This is a genomic window from Haemophilus haemolyticus, assembly GCF_003493685.1.
Classification (GTDB): domain Bacteria; phylum Pseudomonadota; class Gammaproteobacteria; order Enterobacterales; family Pasteurellaceae; genus Haemophilus; species Haemophilus haemolyticus_O.
In genome coordinates this window covers 245128-271268 of the sequence record NZ_QQJW01000001.1, presented here as the reverse complement: position 1 = coordinate 271268, position 26141 = coordinate 245128, and the positions used below count along the sequence as shown (strand labels likewise).

Genomic DNA, 26141 nt, shown 5'->3' with positions numbered 1-26141 from the left:
CTTGGTATCATAGGATAACTTTTATCCACTATAAGGAAAATTCTATGATTATTAGCAGCTTAACCAGCCCGAATTTTAAAGTTGGTTTACCAAAAGTGATTGCTGAAGTATGTGATTATTTGAATACGTTAGATTTGAATGCGTTAGAAAATGGTCGCCATGATATTAACGATCAAATTTATATGAACGTAATGGAACCAGAAACTGCAGAGCCAAGCAGTAAAAAAGCAGAGTTACATCATGAATACTTAGATGTTCAGGTGTTAATCCGCGGTACGGAAAATATAGAAGTTGGCGCTAATTATCCTGATTTGTCTAAATATGAATCTTATAACGAAGCGGATGATTATCAACTTTGTGCAGATATTGATGATAAATTCACCGTCACAATGAAGCCAAAAATGTTCGCTGTATTCTATCCTTACGAACCGCATAAACCTTGCTGTGTAGTCAATGGAAAAACAGAAAAAATTAAAAAATTAGTCGTAAAAGTACCTGTTAAATTAATTTAATTTTTGAAAAAGGGCGGTTAAACATGTTTTTGTTTTTAACCGCTCTTTTTTATTATTTAATCACCGTAATTGACCATTTGGCATCATCAATTTGTTCGAAGTTTGTCACTTCATAACCTTCTTCAGCAGCCCAAGCGGGAATGGCTTCAGTGGCTTGTGTGCAGTCGAATTCAATTTCTAGGCCATCGCCTTTATTTAACTTAGCCATAGCTTCCTTGGCTTCAACGAGAGGAAATGGGCAAACAAGGCCGAGTGTTGGTAATTTAACGATCATATAAACTCCTTATGATGCTTTTGTTAATTTTAAACGTTGTGGACGGATAATGGTGAAGTAGGCGGTCACCCAAGTGCCGAGAATCATCAATGGCAATGAGACCCAACCTTGCCAAGAGAAAAAGGCAGTTTCGACTAAGCCATTACCGATAGAGCAGCCACCCGCAAGGGTTGCACCGATGCCCATGAGAATACCGCCGAGTCCGCTGCGTAGAATCGTGGTAGCATCTGGTACGCGAACACGAAATTCATTGCTTGCTTTAGCACCGATGAATGACCCAATAAAAATCCCTAAGACTAAGAATACGCCCCAGTTAATAAATTTACCATCGCCAGTAACAAGGAATTGCATAATATTAGCTGATGGACCAGTGATCCCAAGTCCAAACTCACGACCTGTAGCAACACTGAGTGGCCAAGCGGCAAGAGCGATTAATCCGATTAACACGGCTGAGAAAAATGGGTGCCAGCGTTTTTCAAATAATAAGTGGACAAGTCCCGTTTTCTTTGGTTTTAATGCCGCGACTTTTACGCTGGGTTTGCTGAGATGTTTGTAAACATAGAAAGCTGTCACTAAAGTTAATAATGCGACTAACCACCAAGGTGAAATACCGAATGTATCGTAAATATTGCGTTGTTCAATATTGATACTGCGTAAAGCTTTATTGAATTCGCCTAATGGGCCAGTACGCATGATGGCACTTAATAACATATAAGTGAATAACGCGATCCAACTGCCGACTAAGCCTTCTGCAGCTCGGTACCATGTGCCTGTTGCACAACCGCCAGCAAGAACAATGCCGACACCAAACACAAAGGCACCGATAATCACCGCTAAAAAGGCAAAGTTTTCAGCCGGATCGACATTTAATATACCGATTTCTTTTAAGAGGAAGAAACCGATGGATTGCACGGTAATCGCCAATAAAAGGGCTACAAACATTTTGTTATTTTTGGTGACATACATATCGCGAAATGCTCCAGTAATACAAAAGCGCCCACGCTGCATGACAAATCCGAGTAAAATTCCGCAAAGTAATCCGGTTAAAAGCATAAATATTCCTTCTATTTTAGAACTAAGTAGGTCGGTATTTTCTAAAAAAATAAGAAGGTAGCGCCAATAACTTTTGGCTAGAAAATATGTTTTTTTGATATAAAAAAGTGCGGTTATAAATTTATACTTTTTTACCGCACTGCTTTAGCAATATAAGTGTAGAGAATATAATGGGAAGACTTTATGGTGCTCTCAAGCGATTTAATGAGCTTCTTAATAATTAACCCCACTCAAAAGAGCGGGTTAATTGTTTTATATGCGCCAGAAATTTGGTTTATGCAGGAACGCGTTCTGCTACGAGCATTTGTAGCTTTCGTAAAATGACATTTAATACTACGCCATAGGCTGGGACGAATAAGATAATTCCTATAAATAATTTAAATAGATAATCTACAAAACCGAGTTGTGCCCAGTGTTCAGCCATGAATGGATCTGCACTTTGGTAGAATGCCACACTGAAGAAAACAAACGTATCCGCCATTGAACCGAATGTCATTGAGCTAGTTGGCGCCACCCACCATGTTTTTAACTGGCGTAAGCGGTTAAATACGATCACATCAAGTAATTGTCCTACAACGTAAGCTGCAAAGCTCGCAATAGCAATACGGAATACAAACAGATCAAAATGCGTTAATGATTCGAAACCTTGGAATTTGCTTTCAGAGAATAAAACAGATATGACGTAACTTACAATAAGTGCAGGAAACATCACCACGAAGATGATTTTTCTCGCATCTTCCGCACCGAAAATACGCACAGTCAAATCAGTAGCCAAAAAGATAAATGGGAATGTGAGCGTTCCCCAAGTGCTGTGGAAAGAAAAATTATTTGCTGCACCAAGTGCGGTTAATTTTAGCGTGATTTCAAAAGGGATTTGTACAAAGTAATTGCTCGCTGCAATGATGAATATGTGGAAAAAGCTGAGCCAGATGATTGCGCGACGTTTTTGTTGATCATTAAAGATCGGAGAGTTTAATTTCATGTTGTACCTTTTTAGTTTAAATAAATCGGGGTTAGGGAACCCGAGGTTGAATATAGGGGGCTAGATAATACGCATATTTCAAATAATTGCAAGATTCGATGTCATTTGAGTTTTATTTTATGAAAATTGACGAACGATTTCACAGACTTTATTCTATTTGCATTTTTCATCAAATTTGAAAGGAGAGAAAATGGAGTTACACAATATTCGTGATGAATATACTAAACGAGTGCTTTCACAACATGATTGCCATGAAAATCCAATCTCGCAATTTGAACAGTGGCAGAAAGAGGCTATTCATGCTCAAGTCAATGAGCCAACCGCAATGAATATTGCGACTGTTGATGAACAAGGTCGCCCAAATAGCCGAATGGTTTTGTTAAAAGAAGTCAATGAGCAAGGTTTTGTCTTTTTTACCAATTATCTTAGTCGAAAAGGCGGTTGTATTGAGCGCAATCCTTATGTCGCGCTGACTTTCTTTTGGCCTGAATTGGAACGCCAAGTGCGGATTGAAGGTAAGGCGGTTAAAATTCCAGCAGAACAATCCGATAAATATTTTGCTACCCGACCTTACACCAGTCGTATAGGGGCTTGGGCAAGTGAGCAAAGTGCGGTGATTTCTAATTATAAATCTTTGCTAGCAAAAGCCGCATTGGTTGCTGCTAAACATCCATTAAACGTGCCTCGACCAGATTATTGGGGAGGCTATTTAGTCGTGCCAGAAACCGTGGAATTTTGGCAAGGGCGACCAAGCCGTTTACATGATCGCATTCGTTATCACAAAGCAAGTGATAATTGGATTAGAGAAAGACTTTCTCCTTAGTAAATTGAGTATAAAAATAACCGCACTTTAGTTGTATCCTCAAAGTGCGGTTAATTTTTTCTAAATTTTAGCGTTTAGCTTTATTTATTAATGCGTGCTGGTACTTGTCGTTGTACGATTTGCACGTTTACGATCGTTTTCCGTTAAAAGTTTTTTACGGATACGAATCGACTCAGGTGTCACTTCCACTAACTCATCGTCATCGATAAATTCAATCGCTTGTTCAAGACTGAATTTTACAGGTGTAGTCAGCACAATCGCATCGTCTTTACCTGACGCACGCATATTGGTTAGTTTTTTACCTTGTAAGCAGTTTACGGTTAAGTCATTTGAACGGCTATGAATACCGATAATTTGACCTTCATAAACTTCTACGTTTGCATCAATCATTAACTTACCACGTTCTTGTAAGCCAAATAATGCATAACCCAGTGCTTTACCTGTTGCATTAGAAATCAACACACCATTTTTACGTTGACCGATATCTCCACCTTTGATTTCATCGTAGTGGCTAAAGCTTGAGTAAAGTAAGCCAGTACCAGAAGTCATGGTCATAAAGTCACCACGGAAGCCAATTAATCCACGGCTAGGAATGATGTATTCTAAGCGAACACGGCCTTTGCCGTCAGGCAACATGTCTCGAACCTCACCTTTACGGATACCTAATGCTTCCATGACAGAACCTTGATGTTGTTCTTCCACATCAATAGTTACTTGTTCGTATGGCTCTTGTTTTTTACCATCAATATCACGATAGATTACTTTAGGGCGAGAAACGGCAAGCTCATAACCTTCACGACGCATATTTTCAATTAATACAGAAAGGTGTAATTCGCCACGACCAGAAACACGGAATTCATCTGGGTTTGGAGTTTCTTCTACGCGTAACGCTACGTTGTGAACCAATTCTTTATTTAAACGTTCAAGAATTTGACGCGATGTGACGTATTTACCTTCTTGTCCCGCGAATGGAGAGGTATTTACACAGAAGAACATGGTGACTGTTGGTTCGTCAACAGTTAATGATGGAAGCGCTTCAACTGCGTTGATATCACAAATCGTATCAGAAATATTTAATTCACCTAAACCAGTGATCGCGACGATATCGCCTGCGTAAGCAACATCTTCTTCATAACGTTGTAAACCTAGATGACCAAGTACCTGACCGATACGACCCTGACGAGTTTTTCCTTCGCTATTGATGATAGTAACTGGTTGGTTTGGTTTAATCGAACCACGCTTAATACGACCAATGCCGATAACGCCTACATAGTTGTTATAGTCTAATTGTGAAATTTGCATTTGGAATGGCGCATCAAGTTCTACTTTTGGCGGTTCTACATGTTTCACAATGGCTTCAAATAACGGAGTCATATCTTCTGCTAATTCTTCGTGCTCAAGGCCTGCAACACCATTTAATGCTGAAGCATAGATAATTGGGAAGTCTAGCTGTTCATCTGTTGCACCAAGATTTACGAATAAGTCAAATACTTGATCCACAACCCAGTCTGGGCGCGCACCAGGACGATCAACTTTATTAATTACGACGATAGGTTTTAAGCCATGAGCGAACGCTTTTTGTGTTACGAAACGCGTTTGTGGCATTGGGCCATCAAACGCATCAACAACTAATAGAACAGAGTCCACCATAGAAAGTACGCGTTCAACTTCGCCACCGAAGTCTGCGTGCCCTGGAGTGTCCACGATGTTAATGCGGTAGTCATTCCAGTTAATCGCGGTATTTTTTGCAAGAATGGTAATGCCACGTTCTTTTTCAAGATCGTTTGAGTCCATTACGCGTTCATCAACATCGCCGCGAGTTGATTCAAATGTACCGGATTGTTGAAGAAGTTTGTCAACGAGGGTGGTTTTACCATGGTCAACGTGCGCAATAATTGCGATGTTACGGAGTTTTTTAATATCAATTTCGTTTTTCATTGTTTAATGCTTTGATTGGATGAGATGCAATTTCTTATTGCATCGTTACATAAAAAATGGTGCAACGAGTTGCACCCTACGTTTCTACATTTGTCGAAAGGGCAAAAATTATACATGCATTTTTCTTTTTCTGCTATGACTAGAATAAGAAAAATAAATCTCATGAAAAAATAGTATGGTTACGTTATAATACGCACTTATTTTAATCGGACTAATATAGAGGACTCCCTAATGCCAAACGCAAATGTAATCGCCAATGTATTTAAGCTAATTGAAGAAAATAATGTGAAATTTGTACTTCTTCGATTCACTGATATTAAAGGCAAAGAACATGGTGTATCCATTCCTGTCAGCCTTGTGGATGAAGAAATGTTTGAAGACGGCAAGATGTTTGATGGTTCCTCTGTAGAAGGATGGAAAACTATTAATAAAGCCGATATGTTACTTATGCCAATGGCTGAAACGGCAGTTGTCGATCCATTCGCGCAAATTCCAACGCTTTCTATTCGTTGTAGTGTTTATGAGCCAACGACAATGCAAAGCTATGATCGCGATCCCCGTTCTATTGCAATTCGTGCAGAAAATTATATGCGTTCAACAGGTATTGCGGATCAAGCATTCTTTGGTCCAGAACCAGAGTTCTTCTTATTTGATGATGTACGTTTTGATGTATCAATGAGCCGCGCTTCTTTCGCCATTGATGATATTGAAGCTGCTTGGAATACCAACAAAAAATACGAAGGTGGTAACAACGCTTATCGTCCATTGAAAAAAGGTGGTTACTGTGCGGTTGCTCCAATTGATACGGCTCATGATATTCGTTCTGAAATGTGTTTAATTTTAGAAGAAATGGGCTTAGTCATTGAAGCTCATCACCATGAAGTAGCAACTGCGGGTCAAAATGAAATTGCAACGAAATTCAACAGCTTAACCTTAAAAGCGGATGAAACACAAATCTATAAATACGTAGTACAAAACGTTGCATTAGAACATGGCAAAACCGCTTGCTTTATGCCTAAACCAATCACGGGTGACAATGGTTCAGGCATGCACTGCAATATGTCATTAAGCAAAGACGGTAAAAATATTTTCCAAGGTGATAAATATGCAGGCCTTTCTGAAACCGCACTTTATTACATCGGTGGTATCATCAAGCATGCTAAAGCATTAAATGCTTTCACCAACCCAAGTACGAACTCATATAAACGTTTAGTTCCGGGGTATGAAGCGCCAGTATTGTTGGCTTATTCTGCAAGCAATCGTTCTGCCTCAATTCGTATTCCAGCTGTAACCAATCCGAAAGCGATCCGTATCGAAGCGCGTTTCCCAGATCCAATGGCAAACCCATATCTTGCATTCGCTGCGTTATTGATGGCAGGCCTTGATGGTGTAGTAAACAAAATCCACCCGGGCGATGCAATGGATAAAAATCTTTATGATCTTCCACCAGAAGAATTAAAAGATATTCCAGCAGTTGCAAGCTCGCTAGAAGAAGCGTTGAATTCATTAGAAAAAGACTATGAATTCTTAACGCAAGGTGGTGTGTTTGCGAAAGACTTTATCGAAGCATTTATTAATATTAAACGTAAAGAAGTAGAACGTTTAAATATGACACCACACCCGGTTGAGTTTGAGATGTATTATTCTTAATGAAAATTTCAATAAGGATTAAATTAACATGGAAAGTGCGGGTAATATTATCCTCATTTTTCTTATGAATGTATTCTTACAAGATCTTCACATAACCCTTATTGTTAATAAGGGTTATATTCTGTAGAATTATGAAAAATAAAATATTTAAAATAAGGCATAAATATGAATGATATTAATTATTAAAATAATAATGAAATAGATTTAATCGAGCTAATAAAAGCATTATGGAATAAAAAACTTGGGGGTTTTCTATCGGCTTTTTTTTGTACGGCTATTGCGGGTGTTTATGCATTTACAGCAAAAGAACAGTGGATTTAAACTGCAGTTATTGTTGTTCCCCGTTCAACTGATCTAGGCCATTTATTACCTATACGTGCAGAATATGCTCGAATCATTGGCGATAGTGACTTTTCTGAAGGGGTTCTATCAAGCTCACTATATGGTCAATTTAAGCACTTTCTTCTTTCTAACGATTTAAAACGTAAGTTTTTAGAACAGTCTGCATGGTTAAAAAACTATACAAAGGATATGACAGAAGCGCAAAAACATGCTTATATCGAGAATGCTGTAGCTAAATATTTGATTGTTCATGAAGTTGAACCAAAGAAAAAAGATTTAACTGAGATAAATAAAATTGGTTTGAAAATCACTTTCTCAGCAGAAACTCCAAAAGATGCGCAATCTGTATTGACAGAGTATGTAAATTTTGTAAATCAATATAGTCTTAACCAAACAAACCAAGAGTTTAAACAGGGATTTAACCTCTGTTTAGATGAGCTGAGATTTAGTAAAGAACAAATTGAAGAGAATCTAACAGAAGCAAAAAAGGTTCAAGTTGAAAACTTAACAAATGCGTTAGATATTGCTAAAAAAGCGGGTATTAAAGATTTTTCAAGAGGAAATAATATCTCTGATTCTAAATTAGCAGATGGTACATATTTATTTATACTCGCTGAAAAATATTTACAGGCGCAACTAGATATTGCTAAAAACACACCTGTTGTTTACCCAGCTAATTATTATATTACAGATAGACAGTTATTTAAATTAAATAAATTAGCTTCACAATTGGAATCGGTTGAAAATGTAAAAGCGTATTATTATTTAAGCCCACCTGATTATCCTGTGGTTAAAGATAATCCTAAGAGGGCGTTGATTCTTGCTGTCGGGTTAATTATCGGTATATTGTTATCTACTTTCTTTATTTTAGGGGCTGTACTAGATAACGACTAAAAATCCCATTTAGGTTAGAATAAACCAATGAGAAAAAGTCGCTTAAGTCAGCATAAACAAAATAAACTCATTGAACTGTTTGTCGCAGGTGTCACAGCAAGAACAGCCAGTGCATTGGTTAATGTAAACAAAAATACAGCCGCTTATTACTTTCATCGATTACGCTTACTCATCTATCAAACAAGCCCCCATTTGGAAATGTTTGAAGGCGAGATTGAAGCCGATGAAAGCTATTTCGGCGGTACTCGAAAAGGCAAGCGTGGTCGCGGTGCCGTGGGAAAAGTCGCAGTATTCGGGCTTCTCAAAAGAAATGGCAAGGTTTATACCGTCGTTGTCCCTAATGCGCAATCAGCGACATTATTGCCAATTATCCGAGAGAAAGTTAAGCCTGATAGCATTGTGTACACGGATACTTTTCGTAGTTATGATGTGCTTGATGTCAGTGAATTTAGCCATTTTCGCATCAATCACAGCACGCATTTTGCTGAAAATCACAACCACATAAACGGAATTGAGAATTTTTGGAATCAAGCAAAACGCCACTTACGGAAGTTTAATGGCATTCCCAAAGAGCATTTTGAGCTATATTTAAAGGAATGTGAATGGCGTTTTAACAACAGTGAAATAAAATCTCAAATTTCCATTTTAAAACAATTAGTTAAGGGGATTTAGGTCTAGTTATCTAGTACAGCCCCTTATTTTATTAGGTTCGGTTATACAAACTAATAAAAAGCAGTCATGAAGAAAAAGGCTATTTTTATTGGTACGGGAGGAGTTATTATCTTTAATGTTAACTCTATGTTATAGCTGGTGTACTAGCAAAATTTATGATGCTTTCCGAAAATGTTTGCCTACAGTGGATAATCCATGTTTTCAAGAGATCTCATCTGAAAAGGCTTATAAACTGATTAAGGCGTTCTTAGCTGGTGAGAATAAAAATGAAACTAAATGCTTTTATGATCTGCAAGGAATAAAGAATGAGCTTAATTAAAGATAGTTCTATTTATTTAATCGGAGAGTTATTAGCAAAATGCGTGCCTTTTTTATTATTACCTTATTTATCCCATAAATTAGGCCTAGAAGGATTTGGGGAGCTATCTTATTATCAAACCTTCTTAGCGTTATTTGTTATTTTTATCGGGCTTAGTCAAGATGGGGCAGTAGCACGCTATTTTTATGTTTATGGTAAGCGTTCTTTAAACTTAGTCGTAAATATAGGTTATTCTTATACACTCTGCATTGGAGGTATAGGCTTGATTTTTTGTTGGTTTATGCAATCTGAAATTATGTTCTACTTAGTTTTAAGTGCTATATTTCAAGTATTTCTTAATGTTCAACTAAGCATTCGGCAATGCCAAAAACAAGCAATTCCATATACATTTATACAAATATCTTCTACATTTACCAATGCATTACTGACTATTTTAATGTTGGAGATTTACCAAACAGAGTTAGTAGAAAAACGAGTTTTAGCAATTTTATTCAGTAATGTTTTTGTTGGACTGCTTTCTTATCTTATTTATAAGAAAGGGAATAAAGCGAAAAAATTTAATTTGTCGGAATATAAAATCGCATTCTTTTATGTAATGGCGTTTGGCTTTCCTATGATTTTCCATCATAGTAGCTTTTTTATTAAAGGCCAATTGGACCGAATCTTTATTTTTCATCGTTTCAGTGAAACAGATCTAGGTTTATATGCTATGGGAGCTCAAATAGCTTCTATACTTGCAGTGGTGATCATGGCAGTAAATAAAGCTACGGTTCCCTATCTGTTTGAAAAATTAAAACACGGGAAAATTAAGCTTAAAGACTTGCATAAATGGGCATTAGTTTCGCTATTAATTGTACCTATCCCATCGCTGATAGCACTAGTTATTCCCGAAAAGTGGCTGCTATTTTTTCTAGGAGAGCACTTTGCTGGAGTGAGATACTATATAACAATTTTCTTATTGGCAACAAGCTTAACTATACCTTATCTCTTTTTAGTAAATTATTTGTTCTATCATGGTAAAACAAAAGAAATTTCATTTTGTTCTATTCTATCAACAGTGATTTATTTAGGAGCTTTGGGAGGATTAGCATTTACTGATGTTGTTTATATTCCTTATGCTAGTGTGTTAGGAGCATTGGGAATTTTGCCAGTATTGTATGTGATTACGAGTAGAGTTAAATAAAAATGAATTTAATAATATGTATGACACCGTTGCAAATGTTAATTGCTGAGAAAATTATAGATAAAAAAGGATTGAAAGATAATATTCTTTTTGTTGTTGCATATTCTGATAATGACAAGTTTAGATATTATTATGATAGATTAAGTCAAAAATGTGTTCAATCTTATTTTTTCAAAATAAATGAAAATAACCTTTTTACTCGGTTATTTTCTATGCTTAGGCTTAAGAAGATAGTATCTTCTCTATTCATTAAAAACTTTAATTCATGCTATTTGGCTAGTATTGACTGCTCTTATATTCAGTTAATCACAAGTAATACTAAGTTTGAAAATATTTATACATTTGATGATGGTACAATAAATCTTATTAAGACAAGTTCGTATTATTCAGATAAAAAAATTTCTTTTCTAGAGAATATGTTAAGGCTTATTTTGCGTATAAAACATACGGTTTCTTTTTATCGAAAGAATAGCCGTCTACATTACAGTATTTTTGATAATGAAAATATTATCAAAAATATTGAGAAGGTCGAGCTTATTTCTAATAATTTAACATCAAATGAAGATAAGAGCCCTTTGAATGTAGTTAGGTTCTTTATTGGCCAGACATTGTCAGAAATTCATATTCCCAAACAAAAATTAGTAGATTTTTTAAATTATGAGAATATTAATTATTATTTTCCACATCCTAGAGAAAATCTAGAGTTGGACTGTGTGAATTATATAGCTACAGATAAAATATTTGAGGAGTATATTGCTGACTATCTTTCAGATAATCCGACTAAATTAGTATATTTATATACTTTTTTTAGCTCGGTTGCTTTAAGTGTAAAAAATATCCCTAGAGTAAAAGTAATATCTTGTTATTCTAATTTAATCAACAAAAAATACCGAGATGCCTACTATATTTTTAAATCTTTAGGTATTAATATTATAGATATAGATAATATTTGAATGATAAAGTTAGGGGCTGACGTAGATTAGCAAGTACGCTAGTCTATAAAAATGAAGATAACTCATTGTAAATTAAAGATATCTATACAAAATAAGCTCCTTGAATTTTTTGTATTAGAAGTGACAGCCCGAGCAGCGGCTGATTTACTCGGTATCCAAGCCAATTCAGCGATTTTGTTTTACCGAAAAGTTCGTGAAGTCATTAGCTATCATTTAGCCCTTGAAGCCGATGAGGTTTTTGATGGTCAATTTGAGCTTGATGAAAGCTATTTCGGTGGTCATCGTAAAGGAAAACGAGGTCGAGGTGAAGCAGGAAAAGTTGCTGTATTCGGTTTGTTAAAGCGACAAGGAAAAGTATTAGTGGTAGAAAATACCAAAACAGAGACATTAATGCCTGTTATTGTGAGGAAAATCAACCCTGACAGCTGGGTTTATACTGATACTTATCGAAGCTATGATGCCCTTGATGTGAGCAAATTTCACCACGAATGAATCAATCATTCCGAACTATTTGCGGTGAAACAAAACCACATAAATGGAATAGAAAATTTCTGGAGTCAGTCGAAGAGAATCCTCCGAAAATATAATGGAATCGACCGAAAAAACTTTCCTTTATTCTTGAAGGAATGTGAATTTCGGTTTAACTTTGGAACACCAAAAGAACAGCTTAAAATATTGAGAAAATGGTGTGGTATTTAGGGCTAATCTACGTCAGCCCCTAAAGTTAAATCTCGCTCCAGTTATATTGTTATTTCAACTTTTATTATATTTTCTTTATTTGAAATTTGATAATTATTCTTTCTTGTTTTTTATTTTTGTTTTTGGGTTTTGAGTGTTTTTTTTGTATCTAAAAAGCAAGAAATCAATGATCTTATATTATTAGCCTGTTTTTCCATATTGTTTATATTATTTGGGTTGTTAAGTAGGAATGAGTCATTTTTACTTAACGTATATAATTTCTCTTTAGACTTATTTTCGCTATTATCTGCTAATTTATTACTTAAGATAGATAACTCTTATAAGTATATTAAGGTTGTTTTTTTGTTATACAGTGATGATATTTTACTATCTATTAAAATTTGGTATTTCAGATCCTGATATTATATAATGATACCTTTGAGAAAGGTAGCCGTAATTATGTAAGCAGTGTGTATATATTTATATTGTGCTTGCTTATTCTAACTTATGATAGGCATGGTTTGAAAATTCCGTTGATCTACCCTGTTTTAACTTTTTTAGGGTGTGTAATTCTTTATGGTAGAAGTGGAATAATAATATCAGGATTGATATTGGTGTATCTATACTTTTTTAATAAGAAATACTGGTTTTTAAAAATATTTTTATCTTTTCTATTATTATCTATTTTAAATTTAAATCTAGAGTTGATAACTGATTTTTTCTCACAAAAAAACAAGCTTCTCTTATGGTATTAAATCAGATAGAAGTATTATGATGGAAGAGTATCTATATGGTATCGTAGATCAACATTTCGCATTATTTCTTGGCGCAGATATTCAGCAGTGTTGTAAGATGGTCGCATCATTTAATAATAATCCACATAACTCATTTATTGCTGGGCATATAAGATTTGGTATAATACATACTTTATTTGTGCTTTTTATATTCTATAGGTCTTATTATCTCGTAAATTTTTGTATGTTTTTATATTATTTATGTTTTTATCTAGGGCATATTTGGATGATATAGTATTATTTTCTCCATTGGATATTGTTTTGTTCTATTTATCAATGATATCAAATGATATCAAATGAAGAGAGAAAGAAAAATTATGATAATTGATTGTTAAATTTTATTGTGGTTAAGTTATGAGAATACTATTTGTTATAAATTCATTGAAATGTAAGTCAGGAATGGAAAGAGTTGCTGTTCTACTTGCGAACTTATTCCAAGAAAAATTAAATTATGAAATTGTAATTGTTAATCGTGATACATCTGATTCAGATGTTGCATTTCCTCTTTTAGATAAAGTTAAGGTTATTAAGGTAGATGGAAATATTGTTTATTTTTATAATAAACTAAGAAACATTATAAACATAGAGGAACCAGATAGAATTATTATTCATAACATGGGGAAACTATCTATGTTGTGTTCTATTTTACCTAAAAAAAATATAGAGCTCTTATCTATAGAGCATGTTTCATTTGTGAGTCGTAATTTATACTTAAAAGTATTATCTAAGCTTTTTTATGCCTTAATTGATAAGGTTGTCGTTCTCACTAAAAGTGATTTAAAAAATTATTCAGGTAAAAAAGTTTTCAATATAAGTAATATATCTCCATACCCAATATCGAATAGAGTATATTCTATTAATAGTAAAAAAATTATTGCTGTTGGTCGATTAGATTATCAGAAAAATTTTGGAGATCTTATTCTAGCGTGGAATAAGATACCTAAAGACGTTATTTCTGAATGGACCTTGGAGATATGGGGCGAGGGTGACGAATATGATAATTTATTACATTTAATTAACAAGCTTGATATAAAAAATATTCATTTGAAAGGCACCGCAAATAATATGGAGGATGTTTATCTTTCATCTTCTTTTCTTGTAATGTCTTCACTTTTTGAAGGATTACCAATGGTATTGATTGAAGCTCAATCTTTTGGATTACCTATAGTATCGTTTGATTGTCCATATGGACCATCGGAAGTTATTACACATGATAAAGATGGTTTTCTTATTCCTTTAGGAGATATTGATAGTTTAGCATCTTCTATACAAAGACTGATTTCTAGCAAAGATAAAAGAATTTCTTGTTCAGATGAAGCTAAGAAAAGTGCGGTTAGATATACCAAAGAGAATATATTGAATCAGTGGAAATCACTTTTGGAGCATGAATGAGTCTTTCAGTATTAATGTCAATTTATTATAAAGAAAAACCAGAATATTTTGATCAAGCAATGAACAGTATTTGGGATAACCAAACGACAAAACCAGATCAAATAGTGTTGGTTGAAGATGGTCCTTTAACGCCAGAGTTATATGATGTCATAAAGAATTGGAAAGTGAAGCTCGGTAAGGTTTTAGATATTATTTCTTTAGAAAAAAATCTTGGGACCGGCGGTGCTAAAAGTATAGGGTTAGAAAAATGCAAAGGTGATTATATTGCAGTGATGGATACTGATGATATTTCTACTCCGGAACGTTTTGAAAAACAAGTTAAATTTCTTGAAAAAAACACGGATATTGATGCAGTAGGGTGTTTTTTGGAGGAAATAAATGAAAAAAATGAAATAATTAAGGACCAAGTTATTTATCCTCAAACACATGATGAGCTTCGAAAGTTCTTTTCTAAGAGAGATCCTATAGCTCATCCTACAACTATGTTTAGAAGACGATTTTTTGAAAAAGGAGTAAAATATCTTCCAAGTTTAGTGATGGCTGAAGATACCTTATTATGGTATCAAGGTTTTCTAAATAACTGTAAGTTAGCTAATATAGACTATATTGGCTTGAAATTCAGACGCAGTTCCGATTTTTATAAGCGCAGAGCAAATTGGAAAAAAACAATTGGGCTACTAAAATTCCGTCTATTTTATATAAATAGAGATTTAAATTATGGTATTAAAGCAGATATCTACGCAATTGCTTATTTTTTGATGTCTATTTCTCCAAGTTTTGTGAAAAAATTATTATATAAATTATTTAGATAGAAAGGATAAAAACATGAAAATTCCATTTTCTCCTCCATATGTTAATGAAGATGTAATCAATGAAGTTGTAGATTCTTTACGTTCAGGTTGGATTACAACAGGGCCTAAAGTTAAAGCGTTAGAAGAAGAAATTAAACAATTCTCAGGGGCCAAAGAAGTGCTTTGTGTAAACTCTTGGACTTCTGCAGCGATTATGATGCTTCGTTGGTTTGGAGTAAAAGAAGGTGATGAGGTGATTGTACCTGCTTACACTTATAGTGCAACAGCTTTAGCGGTGTTACATGCGGGAGCAAAACCAGTAATGGTAGATACTTCAGAAGATTTTAATATTTCTTTGGATGCGATTAAAAAAGCAATTACACCAAGAACGAAAGCTATTATGCCTGTTGATATTGCTGGGTTCCCTTGCGATTATGACGAAATTATGGATTTGGTAAAATCTTCAGAAATTCGACCGCTCTTTAAGGCTGAAAGCGAGAATCAAGAAAAACTTGGTCGTATTTTAGTATTGAATGATGCAGCACACTCTTTAGGTGCTTGGTACAAAAAGGGCATGAGAACAGGAAGTGAAACTGACATTGCTATTTTCTCATTGCATGCCGTAAAAAATGTTACAACAGCTGAAGGTGGTGCAATTTGTATTAACTTACCAGCACCTTTTGATAATGCTAAACTCTATGGTGAGCTTCGCCAAATGGCATTAAACTGTCAAACTAAAGATGCTTTCTCTAAGAGTAAAGCCGGTGGTTGGCGATACGATATTACTGGTCTAGGTATGAAAATTAATATAGCAGATGTGAATGCTGCTATCGGCTTAGCACAAATTCGTATTTATGAAGATTTGCTAAAAGAACGTAAACGTGTTTTTGATACTTATGGCAAAGCATTTAAACAATATGATTGGGCAATTTTGCCGCCATCAAAACAAGGCGAAAAAGAAACATCGTATCATTTGTATGCGCTACGTATTAAAGATTTTACTGAAGCGCAACGAGATGCGATGATTGATGAAATTGCTAAGAGTGAAGTGGCTGTAAATGTTCACTTTATCCCAATGCCAATGCTTACTTTATTTAAGAACTTAGGGTATAGAATTGAAGATTATCCGCAGGCATATAATAACTATAAGTGTGAGATTTCTCTTCCTATCTATCCTCAATTAACAGATGAGCAAGTTAAATTTGTAATTGATACTGTTGTGAATGTCTATAATAAGGTTAAGTAAAGTGATTCGTTTTTTTGATTTTATTTTAAGTTTAGTTGGACTAGTTGTTCTAGCCCCTATTTTCATCATATTAGCTATTTGGATTAAGATTGATTCAAAAGGTCCTATTTTTTATAAGCAAGTTCGAGTTGGACAGAATGGTATCGATTTTGGTCTGTTTAAGTTTCGCTCGATGATAGTTGATGCTGATAAAAATGGGTTAATCACTGTAGGTGGTCAAGATCCTAGAATTACCCGTTCAGGTTATTTTATTCGTAAATATAAACTTGACGAGTTACCACAGTTGATTAATGTACTGCTTGGTGATATGAGTTTAGTGGGCCCTCGTCCAGAAGTAAGAAAATATGTTGATCTGTATACTGATGAGCAACAAAAAGTACTTTCTGTAAAACCAGGTATTACAGATTATGCTTCAATTGAATATATGGATGAAAATGAGATTTTGGGGAAATCAAGCGATCCTGAGAAAACATATATTGAAGAGATTATGACTGAGAAGATTAAATATAATATAAAGTATATTCAGAATAAAAATGTATCAGAATACTTTAAAATAATCTTTCTAACATTGTTGAAGATTGTTAGGTAGATTGTTTAACCAATTTTACTAACTTAAGGGTATTTGTATGATTTATTCCCTAGTATTTGGAATGTCGAGAACTAAAAAGAGAGTAATTAGTCTTTTTATTGATGTGGTCTTATTAATATCTGCATTTTTTCTAGCTTACTGGACTCGACTGGGCGGAATAGTTGCATTTGACAATACTGAAATTTGGACAACTATATTATGTACAATTGCGATAACTCTTTTTACGTTTATTAAATTAGGGCTTTATCGTGCAATCTTGCGTTACATTTCTTTTAAAGCTTTAGCAATGGTAGCTGGAGGTGCTTTCGTTTCAGCTGTTAGTCTTATTTTCTTTTCTTTCTTTATCGGTTCAGATATACCTAGAACTGTACCCGTTATTTATTTTTCTTATGTATTCCTGCTATGTGGTAGTGCAAGGATGTTAGTTCGCTATTATGTTAGTTTAATTTTAGATAAAGATAATGAATCTGTTTTGATTTATGGTGCAGGAACAACAGGGCGGCAGTTAGCAGTACTGCTTAAACATACTTATCGTTATCGTATCAGAGGGTTTATTGATGATAACGTGAAGTTACATGGTACTTATCTTTTAGGTAATAAAATTTACTCATCTAATGATATTTCTAACCTTGTGAAAAAATATCATATTAAAGTTATTTTATTAGCAATTCCAAGTGCTTCTCGTCGTGAACGGAAAGCCATTATTGATAGTTTAATTCCTTTGAAAATTAAGGTAAGAACTATTCCTGATATGGAAGAGATTTTACAAGGTCACGCTAAGATTGATGAATTACGTGAAGTGAAAATCGAAGATTTATTAGGTCGTGAGCCTGTTTTACCAAACAAAGAGTTATTACAAAAAAATATTTTTGATAAAACAGTAATGGTAACTGGAGCTGGAGGGTCTATTGGTTCTGAATTATGTCGTCAGATTATTTTAAATAAACCTAATACCTTAATTTTATTTGAACTTTCTGAATTTTCACTATATTCCATTCATCAAGAATTGGTTGAAATAGTAAAGAAAAATAGTTTTAGTACTAAGATTTATCCTATGTTAGGTAATGTACAGGATATTGAGCGTTTAGATTGTATTTTAGATCATTTTAATGTCGATACAATTTATCACGCTGCCGCTTATAAACATGTTCCTTTAGTAGAATACAATATCATTGAAGGTATTCGAAATAATATTTTCGGTACATATAATGTCGCAAAATGTGCGGCTGATCATAACGTTAAATCTTTTGTTCTCATTTCAACTGATAAAGCTGTTCGTCCAACAAATACAATGGGAGCGAGTAAGCGTATGGCGGAGCTTTGTTTGCAGGCACTTTCTGAACAGCTTAAAAATTTACAAACTTGCTTTAGTATGGTGCGTTTTGGCAATGTGTTAGGTTCATCGGGTTCTGTAATTCCACTTTTTAGAAAACAAATTTTAAAAGGTGGACCAATTACTGTGACTCATCCCGATATTATTCGCTATTTTATGACTATTCCTGAAGCAGCCCAGCTTGTTATTCAGGCTGGAGCAATGGCAAAAGGTGGCGATGTTTTCATTTTAGATATGGGGGAGGCAGTTAAAATAGTGGATTTAGCTAAAAACTTAATTCAATTATCAGGGCTCTCGGTTAAGGATGAAACCAATCCGAAAGGCGATATTGAAATTACTTATACTGGGTTGCGTCCAGGAGAGAAGCTGTATGAAGAATTGTTAATTGGTGGAGATAATGTTCATAAGACTGAACATTCACGAATTATGACTGCAGAAGAATACTATTTACCATTTGATCATCTATCAAGCGTATTAGTTCAGTTAGAGCAAGCTTGTAAGCATGCGGATTATATATCTATTCGTGAGATATTGTTAAATGCGCCTATAGATTTTAATCCAACAACAGAAATTGTGGATATGTTATATAAGGATTAATCAGTGTATAGAAAAGAAAAATACCTAAAATTATTTATTAATACGTCTATATTTTGTTTTTTTACTTTACTCTTAGTTTTCCCTAAAGGATATAACTACGGATCAACAGCATTGTTAGTCGCAAGTGTTTTATTCGTTTTCTATTCTCTATATAAGAAATTTAAGATAACAGAAATTATAAAACAGAATAACCCTATCTTTTTTGTTGTTTCTCTATATTTCCTGATTGCTCTTTTTTTTATTATTTTACATGGTGATAAATTTAAGCTGATTGATAATCCTCTAAGAGCATTTTTATTTCTTTCTGTGATTATTTTCGTCAGTTATGCCAAGGTAAAATTTGATGTATTGCTTTATAGCATTCCGTTAGGATCTTTTATTGCAGGGTTAGTTGCACTTTACCAATACTATATTTTGCATTTACCCGCGGCTTTTAATGAACAAATGAAAATTCAATCTGGCGATATTGCAATGTCTTTAGGTTTATTTAGCTTAGTAATTGCTTTGTATCTCTTTGAAATAAAGCAAAATAAATTTGCTTTACTTGCTGTTATTGCTGGATTATTTGGTGTATTAGCTAGCGTGCTTTCTTTAGCTCGTGGCGGATGGGTCGGTGTTCCTTTAATATTTGTTTTTGTACTTTACATGTATAGAAATATGATATCTAAAAAATTACTTAGTGCTGTTGTACTAAGTATTCTAGTTGGGGGAATTTCATTAAGTACTAACGAGCAATTTGTCGGTAGAATATTAGATGTGAAGAATAACCTGAGCCATTATTCTCAAAATTCTAAAGATGGAAGTATAGGCGCTCGTTTAGATATGTGGAAGATGGGAGTGGATGCTTTTATTGAGCATCCTATTTCTGGTTGGAGTTTGAAAGCATTAGATGAATATAAAAAAAGCCTAGCGGATAAAGGCATTGTATCTCGTGAATTTACAGTATATTCTCACCTACATAACCAATTTATTGATGAATTAGCTAAAAAAGGTATCTTAGGCGGAGTTGCGATTTTAGGCATTTTTCTGGTCCCACTGTGTTCTTTTTATCGGAAACAGAAAAAATTTCCAAATAATAAAAAGATAAAATTACTTACTACCCTTGGTATTGTTCATGTGTTATCCACAATGAGCTATTGTTTAACACAAGCATTTCTAACACATAATTCGGGAAATATATTTTATTTCTTTTCTTTAGTCTTATTTTGGTCATTTATGCAAAAATCTATATCAGATTCTTGATCAGAATTGTCGCTATATTTTCGGTATGTTCTTCTATTCAGGAAATAAAAATGGAAATTATATTATCAATAAATCAAGCCTCTGACGCTTGGGGAAAAAATGCTATTTTGAGCTTTGAGTCTAATAAAGCTACGATTCATTTAAAAAATAATCAAAAAACTGACCGCACTTTAGTTCAACAAGCTGCACGTAAATTACGTGGACAGGGGATTAAAGATGTGGAATTAGTTGGTGAAGAATGGGATTTGGAATTTTGCTGGGCGTTTTATCAAGGTTTTTATACCTCAAAACAAGATTACGGGATTGAGTTTCCACATTTAGATGATGAACCACAAGATGAATTATTGGCGCGTATTGAATGTGGCGATTTTGTGCGTGGAATTATTAATGAACCAGCACAAAGCCTAACACCACTAAAATTAGCAGAACGTGCAGCAGAATTTATCTTAAACCAGGCGGACATTTATAATGAAAAAAGTGCGGTAAGTTTTAAGATTATTTTTGGGGAGGAACTTGATCAACAAGGCTATCATGGAATTTGGACTGTAGGTAAAGGATCTGCGAACTTGCCCGCTATGTTGCAACTTGATTTCAATCCAACGCAAGATCCGAATGCGCCAGTGTTAGCTTGTTTGGTTGGCAAGGGGATTACTTTTGACAGTGGCGGCTACAGCATTAAACCAAGTGATGGAATGAGCACAATGCGAACCGATATGGGCGGGGCTGCATTATTAACTGGGGCATTAGGTTTCGCTATCGCTCGTGGATTAAATCAACGCGTTAAACTGTATTTATGTTGCGCAGAAAATTTGGTAAGCAATAATGCATTTAAACTGGGTGATATTATTACTTATAAAAATGGCGTGACAGCAGAAGTGCTCAATACTGACGCTGAAGGGCGTTTGGTGTTAGCTGATGGATTGATTGAAGCTGATAACCAAAATCCGGGTTTTATTATTGATTGTGCGACTTTAACTGGGGCTGCAAAAGTGGCTGTAGGAAATGACTATCATTCGGTATTATCTATGGATGATGAGTTAGTGAAGAACCTTTTCCAATCAGCACAAGCAGAAAATGAACCTTTCTGGCGTTTACCATTTGAAGATTTTCATCGTTCACAAATTAATTCATCTTTTGTAGATATTGCTAATATTGGTTCGGTTCCAGTTGGAGCGGGGGCAAGTACTGCAACTGCATTTTTATCGTATTTTGTAAAAAATTATCAACAAAATTGGTTGCATATTGATTGTTCCGCAACTTATCGTAAATCTGGTAGTGATTTATGGGCTGTAGGGGCAACAGGGATTGGTGTGCAAACTTTAGCAAATTTAATGTTATCAAAATCATTGAAGTAAGGAGATATGATGACAGAAAGAACTTTTTCGATTATTAAACCTGATGCGGTAAAGCGTAATCTAATTGGGGAGATCTTAACTCGTTTTGAGCAAAATGGTTTTAAAATTATAGCCTCTAAAATGGTTCTCTTAACGAGTGAGCAGGCTGAAGGCTTTTATGCTGAGCATCAAGGCAAAGAATTTTTTGCTCCTTTAGTTGATTATATGATGTCTTCACCGATAGTGGTTTCTGTTCTTGAAAAAGAAAATGCAGTGAAAGATTACCGCACTTTGATTGGTACAACGAATCCAGAAACTGCAGCAGAAGGTACAATTCGTAAAGATTTTGCATTAAGTCAGCGTGAGAACTCGGTTCATGGTTCGGATAGTGTGGAAAGTGCAAATCGTGAAATCGCCTATTTCTTTACTGATTCTGAAATTTTTGAGCGTTGTTGATTGATAGTAAAAAGCACCTAAACAACAGTTTAGGTGCTTTTGAATTTAAGTTAGAGCTTCTTAAGGTTTATAAATGAACTCAATTCCTTCATCATCTTCTTCGGTCCAATCATCATCCCAATCTTCGTCATCATCAAATTGATGCTCAGCTAGTTGTTCTTGATGGTAATCTTCCCATTTGAATTTCACTTCTTCAGGTGCAACTTGTTGTGTTTCAGCTTCGCGTGGATTTGCTATGATAAAGTCCATAATATCACGACAAAGTGGTGGAACGTTTTTCCCTGTTGCAGCTGAAATCAGGTAATACTCTTCTTCCCAACCTAATTGTTCAGCAATTTCTTGAGCTCGCTCTTCAGCTTCTTCATCACTCATCGTATCAATTTTATTGAATACTAACCAGCGTGGCTTTTCTGATAATTTTTCGCTGTATCGGAAAAGTTCAGATTCAATAATAGCGACATTATCTGCTGGATTAGAGCCATCAATTGGAGCAATATCGACTAAATGAATAAGAACTCTGCAACGTTCTAAATGTTTTAAAAAGCGAATTCCTAGCCCAGCACCATCTGCTGCGCCCTCAATTAATCCTGGAATATCAGCGACTACGAAACTATGTGAGTCGTCCACTTTCACAACACCGAGACTAGGTACTAAGGTAGTAAATGGATAATCTGCAACTTTTGGTTTGGCTGCTGAAACGGCACGAATAAAAGTGGATTTACCAGCATTAGGTAAACCGAGCATTCCCACATCAGCAAGTAGCATTAATTCCAATAATAAATCGCGTTTTTCGCCCGGTGTTCCCATTGTTTTTTGACGCGGTGCACGGTTTACCGATGATTTGAAACGGGTATTCCCTAAACCGTGATAACCACCTTTGGCTACCAACATTTTTTGACCGTGTTGGGTTAAATCTCCCAAGGTTTCTTTGGTGTCATTATCAATAGCGCGAGTTCCTACGGGAACAGGTAAAATAATATCTTTACCACGACGTCCTGTACAATCTGAACTCCGTCCATTCTCTCCGCGCTCTGCCGCAAAGCGTTTATTAAAACGGTAATCGATTAAGGTATTGAGGTTTTCATCAGCTTGTAAATATACATCGCCACCGTCGCCACCGTCGCCACCGTCAGGGCCGCCTTTCGGAATAAATTTCTCTCGACGGAAACTTACGCAACCGTTGCCACCATCCCCAGCCTCAATTCGAATAAGGGATTCATCAATAAATTTCATTAAAACTTCTCCAAAATAAACCGCACTTTAATGAGCTTTATGCGGTAATAATTTATGTCCAATCGCGGATAAAATTGCCCCGCATACTACAACAAATGCGCCAATATAGCTAATATTATTCAATTCTGGTGCCGCAAAATCTACGGGGCTAAAATAATGGGCAATATGGGAAAATAGGATTGTGAAAAGAGGTACAAGTGTGATAACAACACTGACTTTTGATACATCCCAACGATTAAGTGCTTCCGCATAAGAGCCGTATCCAATTAAGGTATTTAAACAGCAGTAAATAAAACAAATCAGAGCTAGAGGTGTGAGTTCTTGTACTTGCGAGAATTCAGCCATCGGCATAAAAGCTATGGCACAACCTAAATACATCATTAGCAAGATTTGTTGTGAATTAAATTTACGCAACATTAATTTTTGTGCCATTCCATAAGCGACCCAAATAAGGGATCCTGCTACGCTTAAGATGACACCTGTTGAATACTGATTTAGTCCGGCAAATACATCAAAACGATCATTAAAGAATAAGCCTAAACCAATTAACAATAAGAAAAGACCGATCTTTTGGTGCAGACCCAATTTTTCTTTGAAGATCAGGACACCACAGATAAGCATTCCAAAAGAGGATAAATGAATAAAAATTTGTGCAACTGAAGGTTCAATATAATTCAGCGAACTACTAAATAATAGAAAATTGCCGGTAAGGCCAATTACCCCAATAAGAGCAAGCCAAGCATATTGGCCGACTTTCATTAGTTCGGGTAATTTCTTTTTATAAGCAAGTAGGACTAATAATGAGATTGCGGCTACAATAAAACGATACCATACGATAGTTTGTGCGTTCATTACAGACAAAGCTTGTTTTAGGGCGATAGGTAAGGATCCCCAAGCCATAGCGGTAATAAGCGCAAAGGTAAAGCCTAATAAAGGTTGTTGTTTCATTGATTGCTCGCTTATGTGAAATTAAAAAAGACAAAACGCCCCACAAAATTGTAGGGCGTTTCAATCGAATAGATTTTAAATTATTCAGTAACAATACTTACGTATTTACGGCTTTTCTCGCCTTTTACTTCAAATTTAACTTTACCATCTGCAGTTGCGAATAAGGTGTGGTCTTTACCCATACCTACGTTGCTACCCGCGTGGAACTTAGTACCACGTTGACGAACAATGATGCTACCTGCTAATACAGATTCGCCACCGAAACGTTTAACACCAAGGCGTTTAGCTTCAGAATCACGACCGTTACGAGTTGAACCACCAGCTTTTTTAGTTGCCATCTACTTGATCTCCTCTGAAATTATGCTTGAATCCCAGTGATTTTCACTTCTGTGAACCACTGACGATGACCTTGTTGTTTACGGCTGTGTTTGCGACGACGGAATTTAACGATTTTAACTTTCTCGCCACGACCTTGTGCAACTACTTCAGCCACTACTTTTGCACCAGCAACTACTGGTGCACCGATTTTAACATCTTCACCATTAACGACCATCAACACAGAATCGAACTCAACTGTTGCGCCAGTTGCAAGTTCAAGTTTTTCTAAACGAATAACTTGACCTTCGCTCACACGGTGTTGTTTACCGCCACTTTGGAAAACTGCGTACATAAATACTCCGCTTAATTGTGTTTCCCTGCTCTTTAGCAGTCCACACTTAAAAATTCATATAAATAGGTCGCAAATTCTACGGAAAAATCCTACCTATGGCAAGAATTTATTTACAATAAAATAAAAAAATTCCCTTCATTTGCGGATTGATTTCAGAAAGTCTGAAAATTCGGGTAAAATGTACCGCACTTTGACTAATAATTGATGAAAAAATGAAGAAACAAGATCTTATGAGCATAGACGAGATCCAGAAACTTGCAGATCCCGACATGCAAAAAGTGAATCAAAATATTCTTGCTCAGCTCAATTCAGATGTTCCATTAATAGGACAGTTAGGTTTTTATATTGTTCAAGGTGGTGGTAAGCGGATCCGTCCATTGATCGCAGTTCTTGCAGCTCGATCTTTAGGTTTCGATGGTGCTAATTCAATTACTTGTGCTACTTTTGTTGAATTTATTCATACTGCCTCTTTATTACATGATGATGTGGTGGATGAGTCCGATATGCGTCGTGGGCGCGCTACGGCGAACTCAGAATTTGGGAATGCTGCAAGTGTACTTGTAGGAGACTTTATTTATACGCGTGCATTTCAATTAGTTGCACGATTAGAGTCATTGAAGATTTTGGGAATTATGGCCGATGCGACTAACGTTTTAGCGGAAGGCGAAGTTCAGCAGCTAATGAATGTTAATGATCCTGAAACGAGTGAAGCTAATTATATGCGTGTAATTTATAGCAAAACTGCTCGTTTGTTTGAAGTAGCGGGGCAGGCTGCGGCAATTGTCGCGGGTGGAACAGAAGTTCAGGAAAAGGCTTTACAAGATTATGGGCGTTATATTGGAACTGCATTTCAGCTCGTGGATGATGTATTGGATTATAGTGCAAATGCGCAAGCTCTAGGTAAAAATGTAGGCGATGATTTAGCTGAAGGAAAACCAACCCTTCCTCTTCTACACGCTATGCGTCATGGTAATGCTCAACAGGCGGCTTTAATTCGCGAAGCGATTGAGCAAGGCGGTAAACGTGAAGCTATTGATGAAGTATTAGCTATTATGGCTGAGCATAAGTCTTTAGATTATGCGATGAATCGTGCAAAAGAAGAAGCTCAAAAGGCAGTAGATGCAATTGCAATGTTGCCAGAGAGTGATTATAAGAAGGCATTGATTTCTTTGGCGTATTTGTCTGTGGCTAGAAATTATTAGTCCTTAATTTAGCTTATATACTTAATACCAATTAATTTTAA

Annotated in this window: 25 protein-coding genes and 1 pseudogene; 18 read left to right on the top strand and 8 right to left on the bottom strand. The window is 35.3% G+C overall.

Translation table 11 applies throughout. From position 1 onward, the window contains the following. Positions 1 to 44: 44 nt before the first annotated feature. Complete coding sequence (nanQ, locus tag DV434_RS01405) at positions 45 to 512, top strand: N-acetylneuraminate anomerase (protein ID WP_105887880.1); 468 nt, start codon at positions 45 to 47, stop codon at positions 510 to 512. Positions 513 to 564: 52 nt separating this feature from the next. On the opposite strand, the gene DV434_RS01400 is transcribed toward nanQ, so the two are convergent. From DV434_RS01400 to DV434_RS01390, 3 genes are all read right to left on the bottom strand, one after another. Continuing rightward, a complete protein-coding gene (locus tag DV434_RS01400; RefSeq protein WP_005631077.1) occupies positions 565 to 786 on the bottom strand; it encodes a sulfurtransferase TusA family protein in 222 nt (73 codons plus the stop codon). 9 nt (positions 787 to 795) lie between these two features. After that, positions 796 to 1839 carry a YeeE/YedE family protein gene (locus DV434_RS01395; protein ID WP_118785412.1) on the bottom strand — a complete coding sequence of 348 codons (1044 nt, stop codon included), beginning with the start codon at positions 1837 to 1839 and terminating at the stop codon, positions 796 to 798. A 274-nt stretch (positions 1840 to 2113) separates the two neighbouring features. Continuing rightward, entirely contained in the window at positions 2114 to 2821 is a 708-nt protein-coding gene (locus DV434_RS01390) for a 7-cyano-7-deazaguanine/7-aminomethyl-7-deazaguanine transporter (protein ID WP_118785411.1), read from the bottom strand. A 190-nt stretch (positions 2822 to 3011) separates the two neighbouring features. Here DV434_RS01390 and pdxH point away from each other — a divergent pair, with 190 nt between their 5' ends. Continuing rightward, complete coding sequence (gene pdxH / locus DV434_RS01385) at positions 3012 to 3644, top strand: pyridoxamine 5'-phosphate oxidase (protein ID WP_118785410.1); 633 nt, start codon at positions 3012 to 3014, stop codon at positions 3642 to 3644. Positions 3645 to 3731: 87 nt separating this feature from the next. Here pdxH and typA read toward each other — a convergent pair whose 3' ends face one another. After that, positions 3732 to 5582 carry a translational GTPase TypA gene (gene typA / locus DV434_RS01380; RefSeq protein ID WP_118785409.1) on the bottom strand — a complete coding sequence of 617 codons (1851 nt, stop codon included), beginning with the start codon at positions 5580 to 5582 and terminating at the stop codon, positions 3732 to 3734. A 231-nt stretch (positions 5583 to 5813) separates the two neighbouring features. Between typA and glnA the strand changes: the two genes are divergently transcribed. The 15 genes and pseudogenes from glnA to ndk all read left to right on the top strand — a co-directional run bounded on the left by glnA (position 5814) and on the right by ndk (position 22047). Then, the gene (glnA, locus tag DV434_RS01375; RefSeq protein ID WP_118785408.1) at positions 5814 to 7232 is read left to right on the top strand and encodes a glutamate--ammonia ligase; all 1419 of its coding nucleotides are present in this window, start codon (positions 5814 to 5816) and stop codon (positions 7230 to 7232) included. 198 nt (positions 7233 to 7430) lie between these two features. Further along, positions 7431 to 7553 (top strand): Wzz/FepE/Etk N-terminal domain-containing protein, encoded by a 123-nt coding sequence (locus tag DV434_RS11055; RefSeq protein ID WP_275045292.1) that lies wholly within the window; start codon positions 7431 to 7433, stop codon positions 7551 to 7553. Between the two features lie 210 nt (positions 7554 to 7763). Beyond that, positions 7764 to 8468 (top strand): hypothetical protein, encoded by a 705-nt coding sequence (locus tag DV434_RS01370; RefSeq protein ID WP_239992761.1) that lies wholly within the window; start codon positions 7764 to 7766, stop codon positions 8466 to 8468. Between the two features lie 27 nt (positions 8469 to 8495). Continuing rightward, positions 8496 to 9140 (top strand): IS1595 family transposase, encoded by a 645-nt coding sequence (locus DV434_RS01365; protein WP_118786135.1) that lies wholly within the window; start codon positions 8496 to 8498, stop codon positions 9138 to 9140. A gap of 305 nt (positions 9141 to 9445) precedes the next feature. Then, positions 9446 to 10642, top strand: coding sequence for a flippase (locus DV434_RS01355; protein WP_118785899.1), 1197 nt, complete (start codon positions 9446 to 9448; stop codon positions 10640 to 10642). 35 nt (positions 10643 to 10677) lie between these two features. Continuing rightward, positions 10678 to 11595, top strand: a complete 918-nt coding sequence (locus DV434_RS01350) for a glycosyltransferase family 52 (RefSeq protein ID WP_192881515.1) — start codon at positions 10678 to 10680, stop codon at positions 11593 to 11595. 51 nt (positions 11596 to 11646) lie between these two features. Further along, a pseudogene (locus DV434_RS01345) lies at positions 11647 to 12294 on the top strand (IS1595 family transposase). A 1127-nt stretch (positions 12295 to 13421) separates the two neighbouring features. Further along, positions 13422 to 14459 carry a glycosyltransferase family 4 protein gene (locus DV434_RS01340; RefSeq protein ID WP_118785901.1) on the top strand — a complete coding sequence of 346 codons (1038 nt, stop codon included), beginning with the start codon at positions 13422 to 13424 and terminating at the stop codon, positions 14457 to 14459. Then, positions 14456 to 15271, top strand: a complete 816-nt coding sequence (locus DV434_RS01335) for a glycosyltransferase (RefSeq protein ID WP_118785902.1) — start codon at positions 14456 to 14458, stop codon at positions 15269 to 15271. The genes DV434_RS01340 and DV434_RS01335 overlap by 4 nt, the downstream gene beginning before the upstream one ends. 13 nt (positions 15272 to 15284) lie before the next feature. Beyond that, positions 15285 to 16496 (top strand): DegT/DnrJ/EryC1/StrS family aminotransferase, encoded by a 1212-nt coding sequence (locus DV434_RS01330; protein WP_118785903.1) that lies wholly within the window; start codon positions 15285 to 15287, stop codon positions 16494 to 16496. A gap of 1 nt (position 16497) precedes the next feature. Continuing rightward, positions 16498 to 17085, top strand: a complete 588-nt coding sequence (locus tag DV434_RS01325) for a sugar transferase (protein ID WP_275045290.1) — start codon at positions 16498 to 16500, stop codon at positions 17083 to 17085. Positions 17086 to 17122: 37 nt separating this feature from the next. Further along, the gene (locus DV434_RS01320; RefSeq protein ID WP_118785905.1) at positions 17123 to 19015 is read left to right on the top strand and encodes a polysaccharide biosynthesis protein; all 1893 of its coding nucleotides are present in this window, start codon (positions 17123 to 17125) and stop codon (positions 19013 to 19015) included. Between the two features lie 3 nt (positions 19016 to 19018). Next, the gene (locus DV434_RS01315; protein ID WP_118785906.1) at positions 19019 to 20257 is read left to right on the top strand and encodes an O-antigen ligase family protein; all 1239 of its coding nucleotides are present in this window, start codon (positions 19019 to 19021) and stop codon (positions 20255 to 20257) included. A gap of 50 nt (positions 20258 to 20307) precedes the next feature. Further along, the gene (gene pepB, locus DV434_RS01310) at positions 20308 to 21612 is read left to right on the top strand and encodes an aminopeptidase PepB (protein ID WP_118785907.1); all 1305 of its coding nucleotides are present in this window, start codon (positions 20308 to 20310) and stop codon (positions 21610 to 21612) included. A 9-nt stretch (positions 21613 to 21621) separates the two neighbouring features. Continuing rightward, positions 21622 to 22047 (top strand): nucleoside-diphosphate kinase, encoded by a 426-nt coding sequence (gene ndk, locus DV434_RS01305; protein WP_192881516.1) that lies wholly within the window; start codon positions 21622 to 21624, stop codon positions 22045 to 22047. 60 nt (positions 22048 to 22107) lie between these two features. Here the strand turns inward: ndk and cgtA are convergent, their stop codons facing one another. The 4 genes from cgtA to rplU form a co-directional block, all read right to left on the bottom strand. Further along, the gene (cgtA, locus tag DV434_RS01300) at positions 22108 to 23280 is read right to left on the bottom strand and encodes an Obg family GTPase CgtA (protein WP_118785909.1); all 1173 of its coding nucleotides are present in this window, start codon (positions 23278 to 23280) and stop codon (positions 22108 to 22110) included. Positions 23281 to 23307: 27 nt separating this feature from the next. Next, the gene (locus DV434_RS01295; protein ID WP_118785910.1) at positions 23308 to 24228 is read right to left on the bottom strand and encodes a DMT family transporter; all 921 of its coding nucleotides are present in this window, start codon (positions 24226 to 24228) and stop codon (positions 23308 to 23310) included. An 80-nt stretch (positions 24229 to 24308) separates the two neighbouring features. Then, positions 24309 to 24566 carry a 50S ribosomal protein L27 gene (gene rpmA / locus DV434_RS01290; protein ID WP_005626413.1) on the bottom strand — a complete coding sequence of 86 codons (258 nt, stop codon included), beginning with the start codon at positions 24564 to 24566 and terminating at the stop codon, positions 24309 to 24311. Between the two features lie 20 nt (positions 24567 to 24586). Further along, positions 24587 to 24898 (bottom strand): 50S ribosomal protein L21, encoded by a 312-nt coding sequence (gene rplU, locus DV434_RS01285; RefSeq protein WP_077422789.1) that lies wholly within the window; start codon positions 24896 to 24898, stop codon positions 24587 to 24589. Between the two features lie 212 nt (positions 24899 to 25110). On the opposite strand from rplU, the gene ispB reads away from it, so the two are divergent. Beyond that, on the top strand, positions 25111 to 26100 hold the full coding sequence (gene ispB / locus DV434_RS01280) for an octaprenyl diphosphate synthase (RefSeq protein WP_118785911.1): 990 nt from the start codon (positions 25111 to 25113) through the stop codon (positions 26098 to 26100). The last annotated feature ends 41 nt before the right edge of the window (positions 26101 to 26141 follow it).

Excerpts from the sequence above, each read along its gene's own strand:
- nanQ (WP_105887880.1), top strand. The coding sequence starts at position 45 with ATGATTATTAGCAGCTTAACCAGCCCGAATTTTAAAGTTGGTTTACCA.
- DV434_RS01400 (WP_005631077.1), bottom strand. The coding sequence starts at position 786 with ATGATCGTTAAATTACCAACACTCGGCCTTGTTTGCCCATTTCCTCTC.
- DV434_RS01395 (WP_118785412.1), bottom strand. The coding sequence starts at position 1,839 with ATGCTTTTAACCGGATTACTTTGCGGAATTTTACTCGGATTTGTCATG.
- DV434_RS01390 (WP_118785411.1), bottom strand. The coding sequence starts at position 2,821 with ATGAAATTAAACTCTCCGATCTTTAATGATCAACAAAAACGTCGCGCA.
- pdxH (WP_118785410.1), top strand. The coding sequence starts at position 3,012 with ATGGAGTTACACAATATTCGTGATGAATATACTAAACGAGTGCTTTCA.
- typA (WP_118785409.1), bottom strand. The coding sequence starts at position 5,582 with ATGAAAAACGAAATTGATATTAAAAAACTCCGTAACATCGCAATTATT.
- glnA (WP_118785408.1), top strand. The coding sequence starts at position 5,814 with ATGCCAAACGCAAATGTAATCGCCAATGTATTTAAGCTAATTGAAGAA.
- DV434_RS01370 (WP_239992761.1), top strand. The coding sequence starts at position 7,764 with ATGACAGAAGCGCAAAAACATGCTTATATCGAGAATGCTGTAGCTAAA.
- DV434_RS01365 (WP_118786135.1), top strand. The coding sequence starts at position 8,496 with ATGAGAAAAAGTCGCTTAAGTCAGCATAAACAAAATAAACTCATTGAA.
- DV434_RS01355 (WP_118785899.1), top strand. The coding sequence starts at position 9,446 with ATGAGCTTAATTAAAGATAGTTCTATTTATTTAATCGGAGAGTTATTA.
- DV434_RS01350 (WP_192881515.1), top strand. The coding sequence starts at position 10,678 with ATGTTAATTGCTGAGAAAATTATAGATAAAAAAGGATTGAAAGATAAT.
- DV434_RS01340 (WP_118785901.1), top strand. The coding sequence starts at position 13,422 with ATGAGAATACTATTTGTTATAAATTCATTGAAATGTAAGTCAGGAATG.
- DV434_RS01335 (WP_118785902.1), top strand. The coding sequence starts at position 14,456 with ATGAGTCTTTCAGTATTAATGTCAATTTATTATAAAGAAAAACCAGAA.
- DV434_RS01330 (WP_118785903.1), top strand. The coding sequence starts at position 15,285 with ATGAAAATTCCATTTTCTCCTCCATATGTTAATGAAGATGTAATCAAT.
- DV434_RS01320 (WP_118785905.1), top strand. The coding sequence starts at position 17,123 with ATGATTTATTCCCTAGTATTTGGAATGTCGAGAACTAAAAAGAGAGTA.
- pepB (WP_118785907.1), top strand. The coding sequence starts at position 20,308 with ATGGAAATTATATTATCAATAAATCAAGCCTCTGACGCTTGGGGAAAA.
- ndk (WP_192881516.1), top strand. The coding sequence starts at position 21,622 with ATGACAGAAAGAACTTTTTCGATTATTAAACCTGATGCGGTAAAGCGT.
- cgtA (WP_118785909.1), bottom strand. The coding sequence starts at position 23,280 with ATGAAATTTATTGATGAATCCCTTATTCGAATTGAGGCTGGGGATGGT.
- DV434_RS01295 (WP_118785910.1), bottom strand. The coding sequence starts at position 24,228 with ATGAAACAACAACCTTTATTAGGCTTTACCTTTGCGCTTATTACCGCT.
- rpmA (WP_005626413.1), bottom strand. The coding sequence starts at position 24,566 with ATGGCAACTAAAAAAGCTGGTGGTTCAACTCGTAACGGTCGTGATTCT.
- rplU (WP_077422789.1), bottom strand. The coding sequence starts at position 24,898 with ATGTACGCAGTTTTCCAAAGTGGCGGTAAACAACACCGTGTGAGCGAA.
- ispB (WP_118785911.1), top strand. The coding sequence starts at position 25,111 with ATGAAGAAACAAGATCTTATGAGCATAGACGAGATCCAGAAACTTGCA.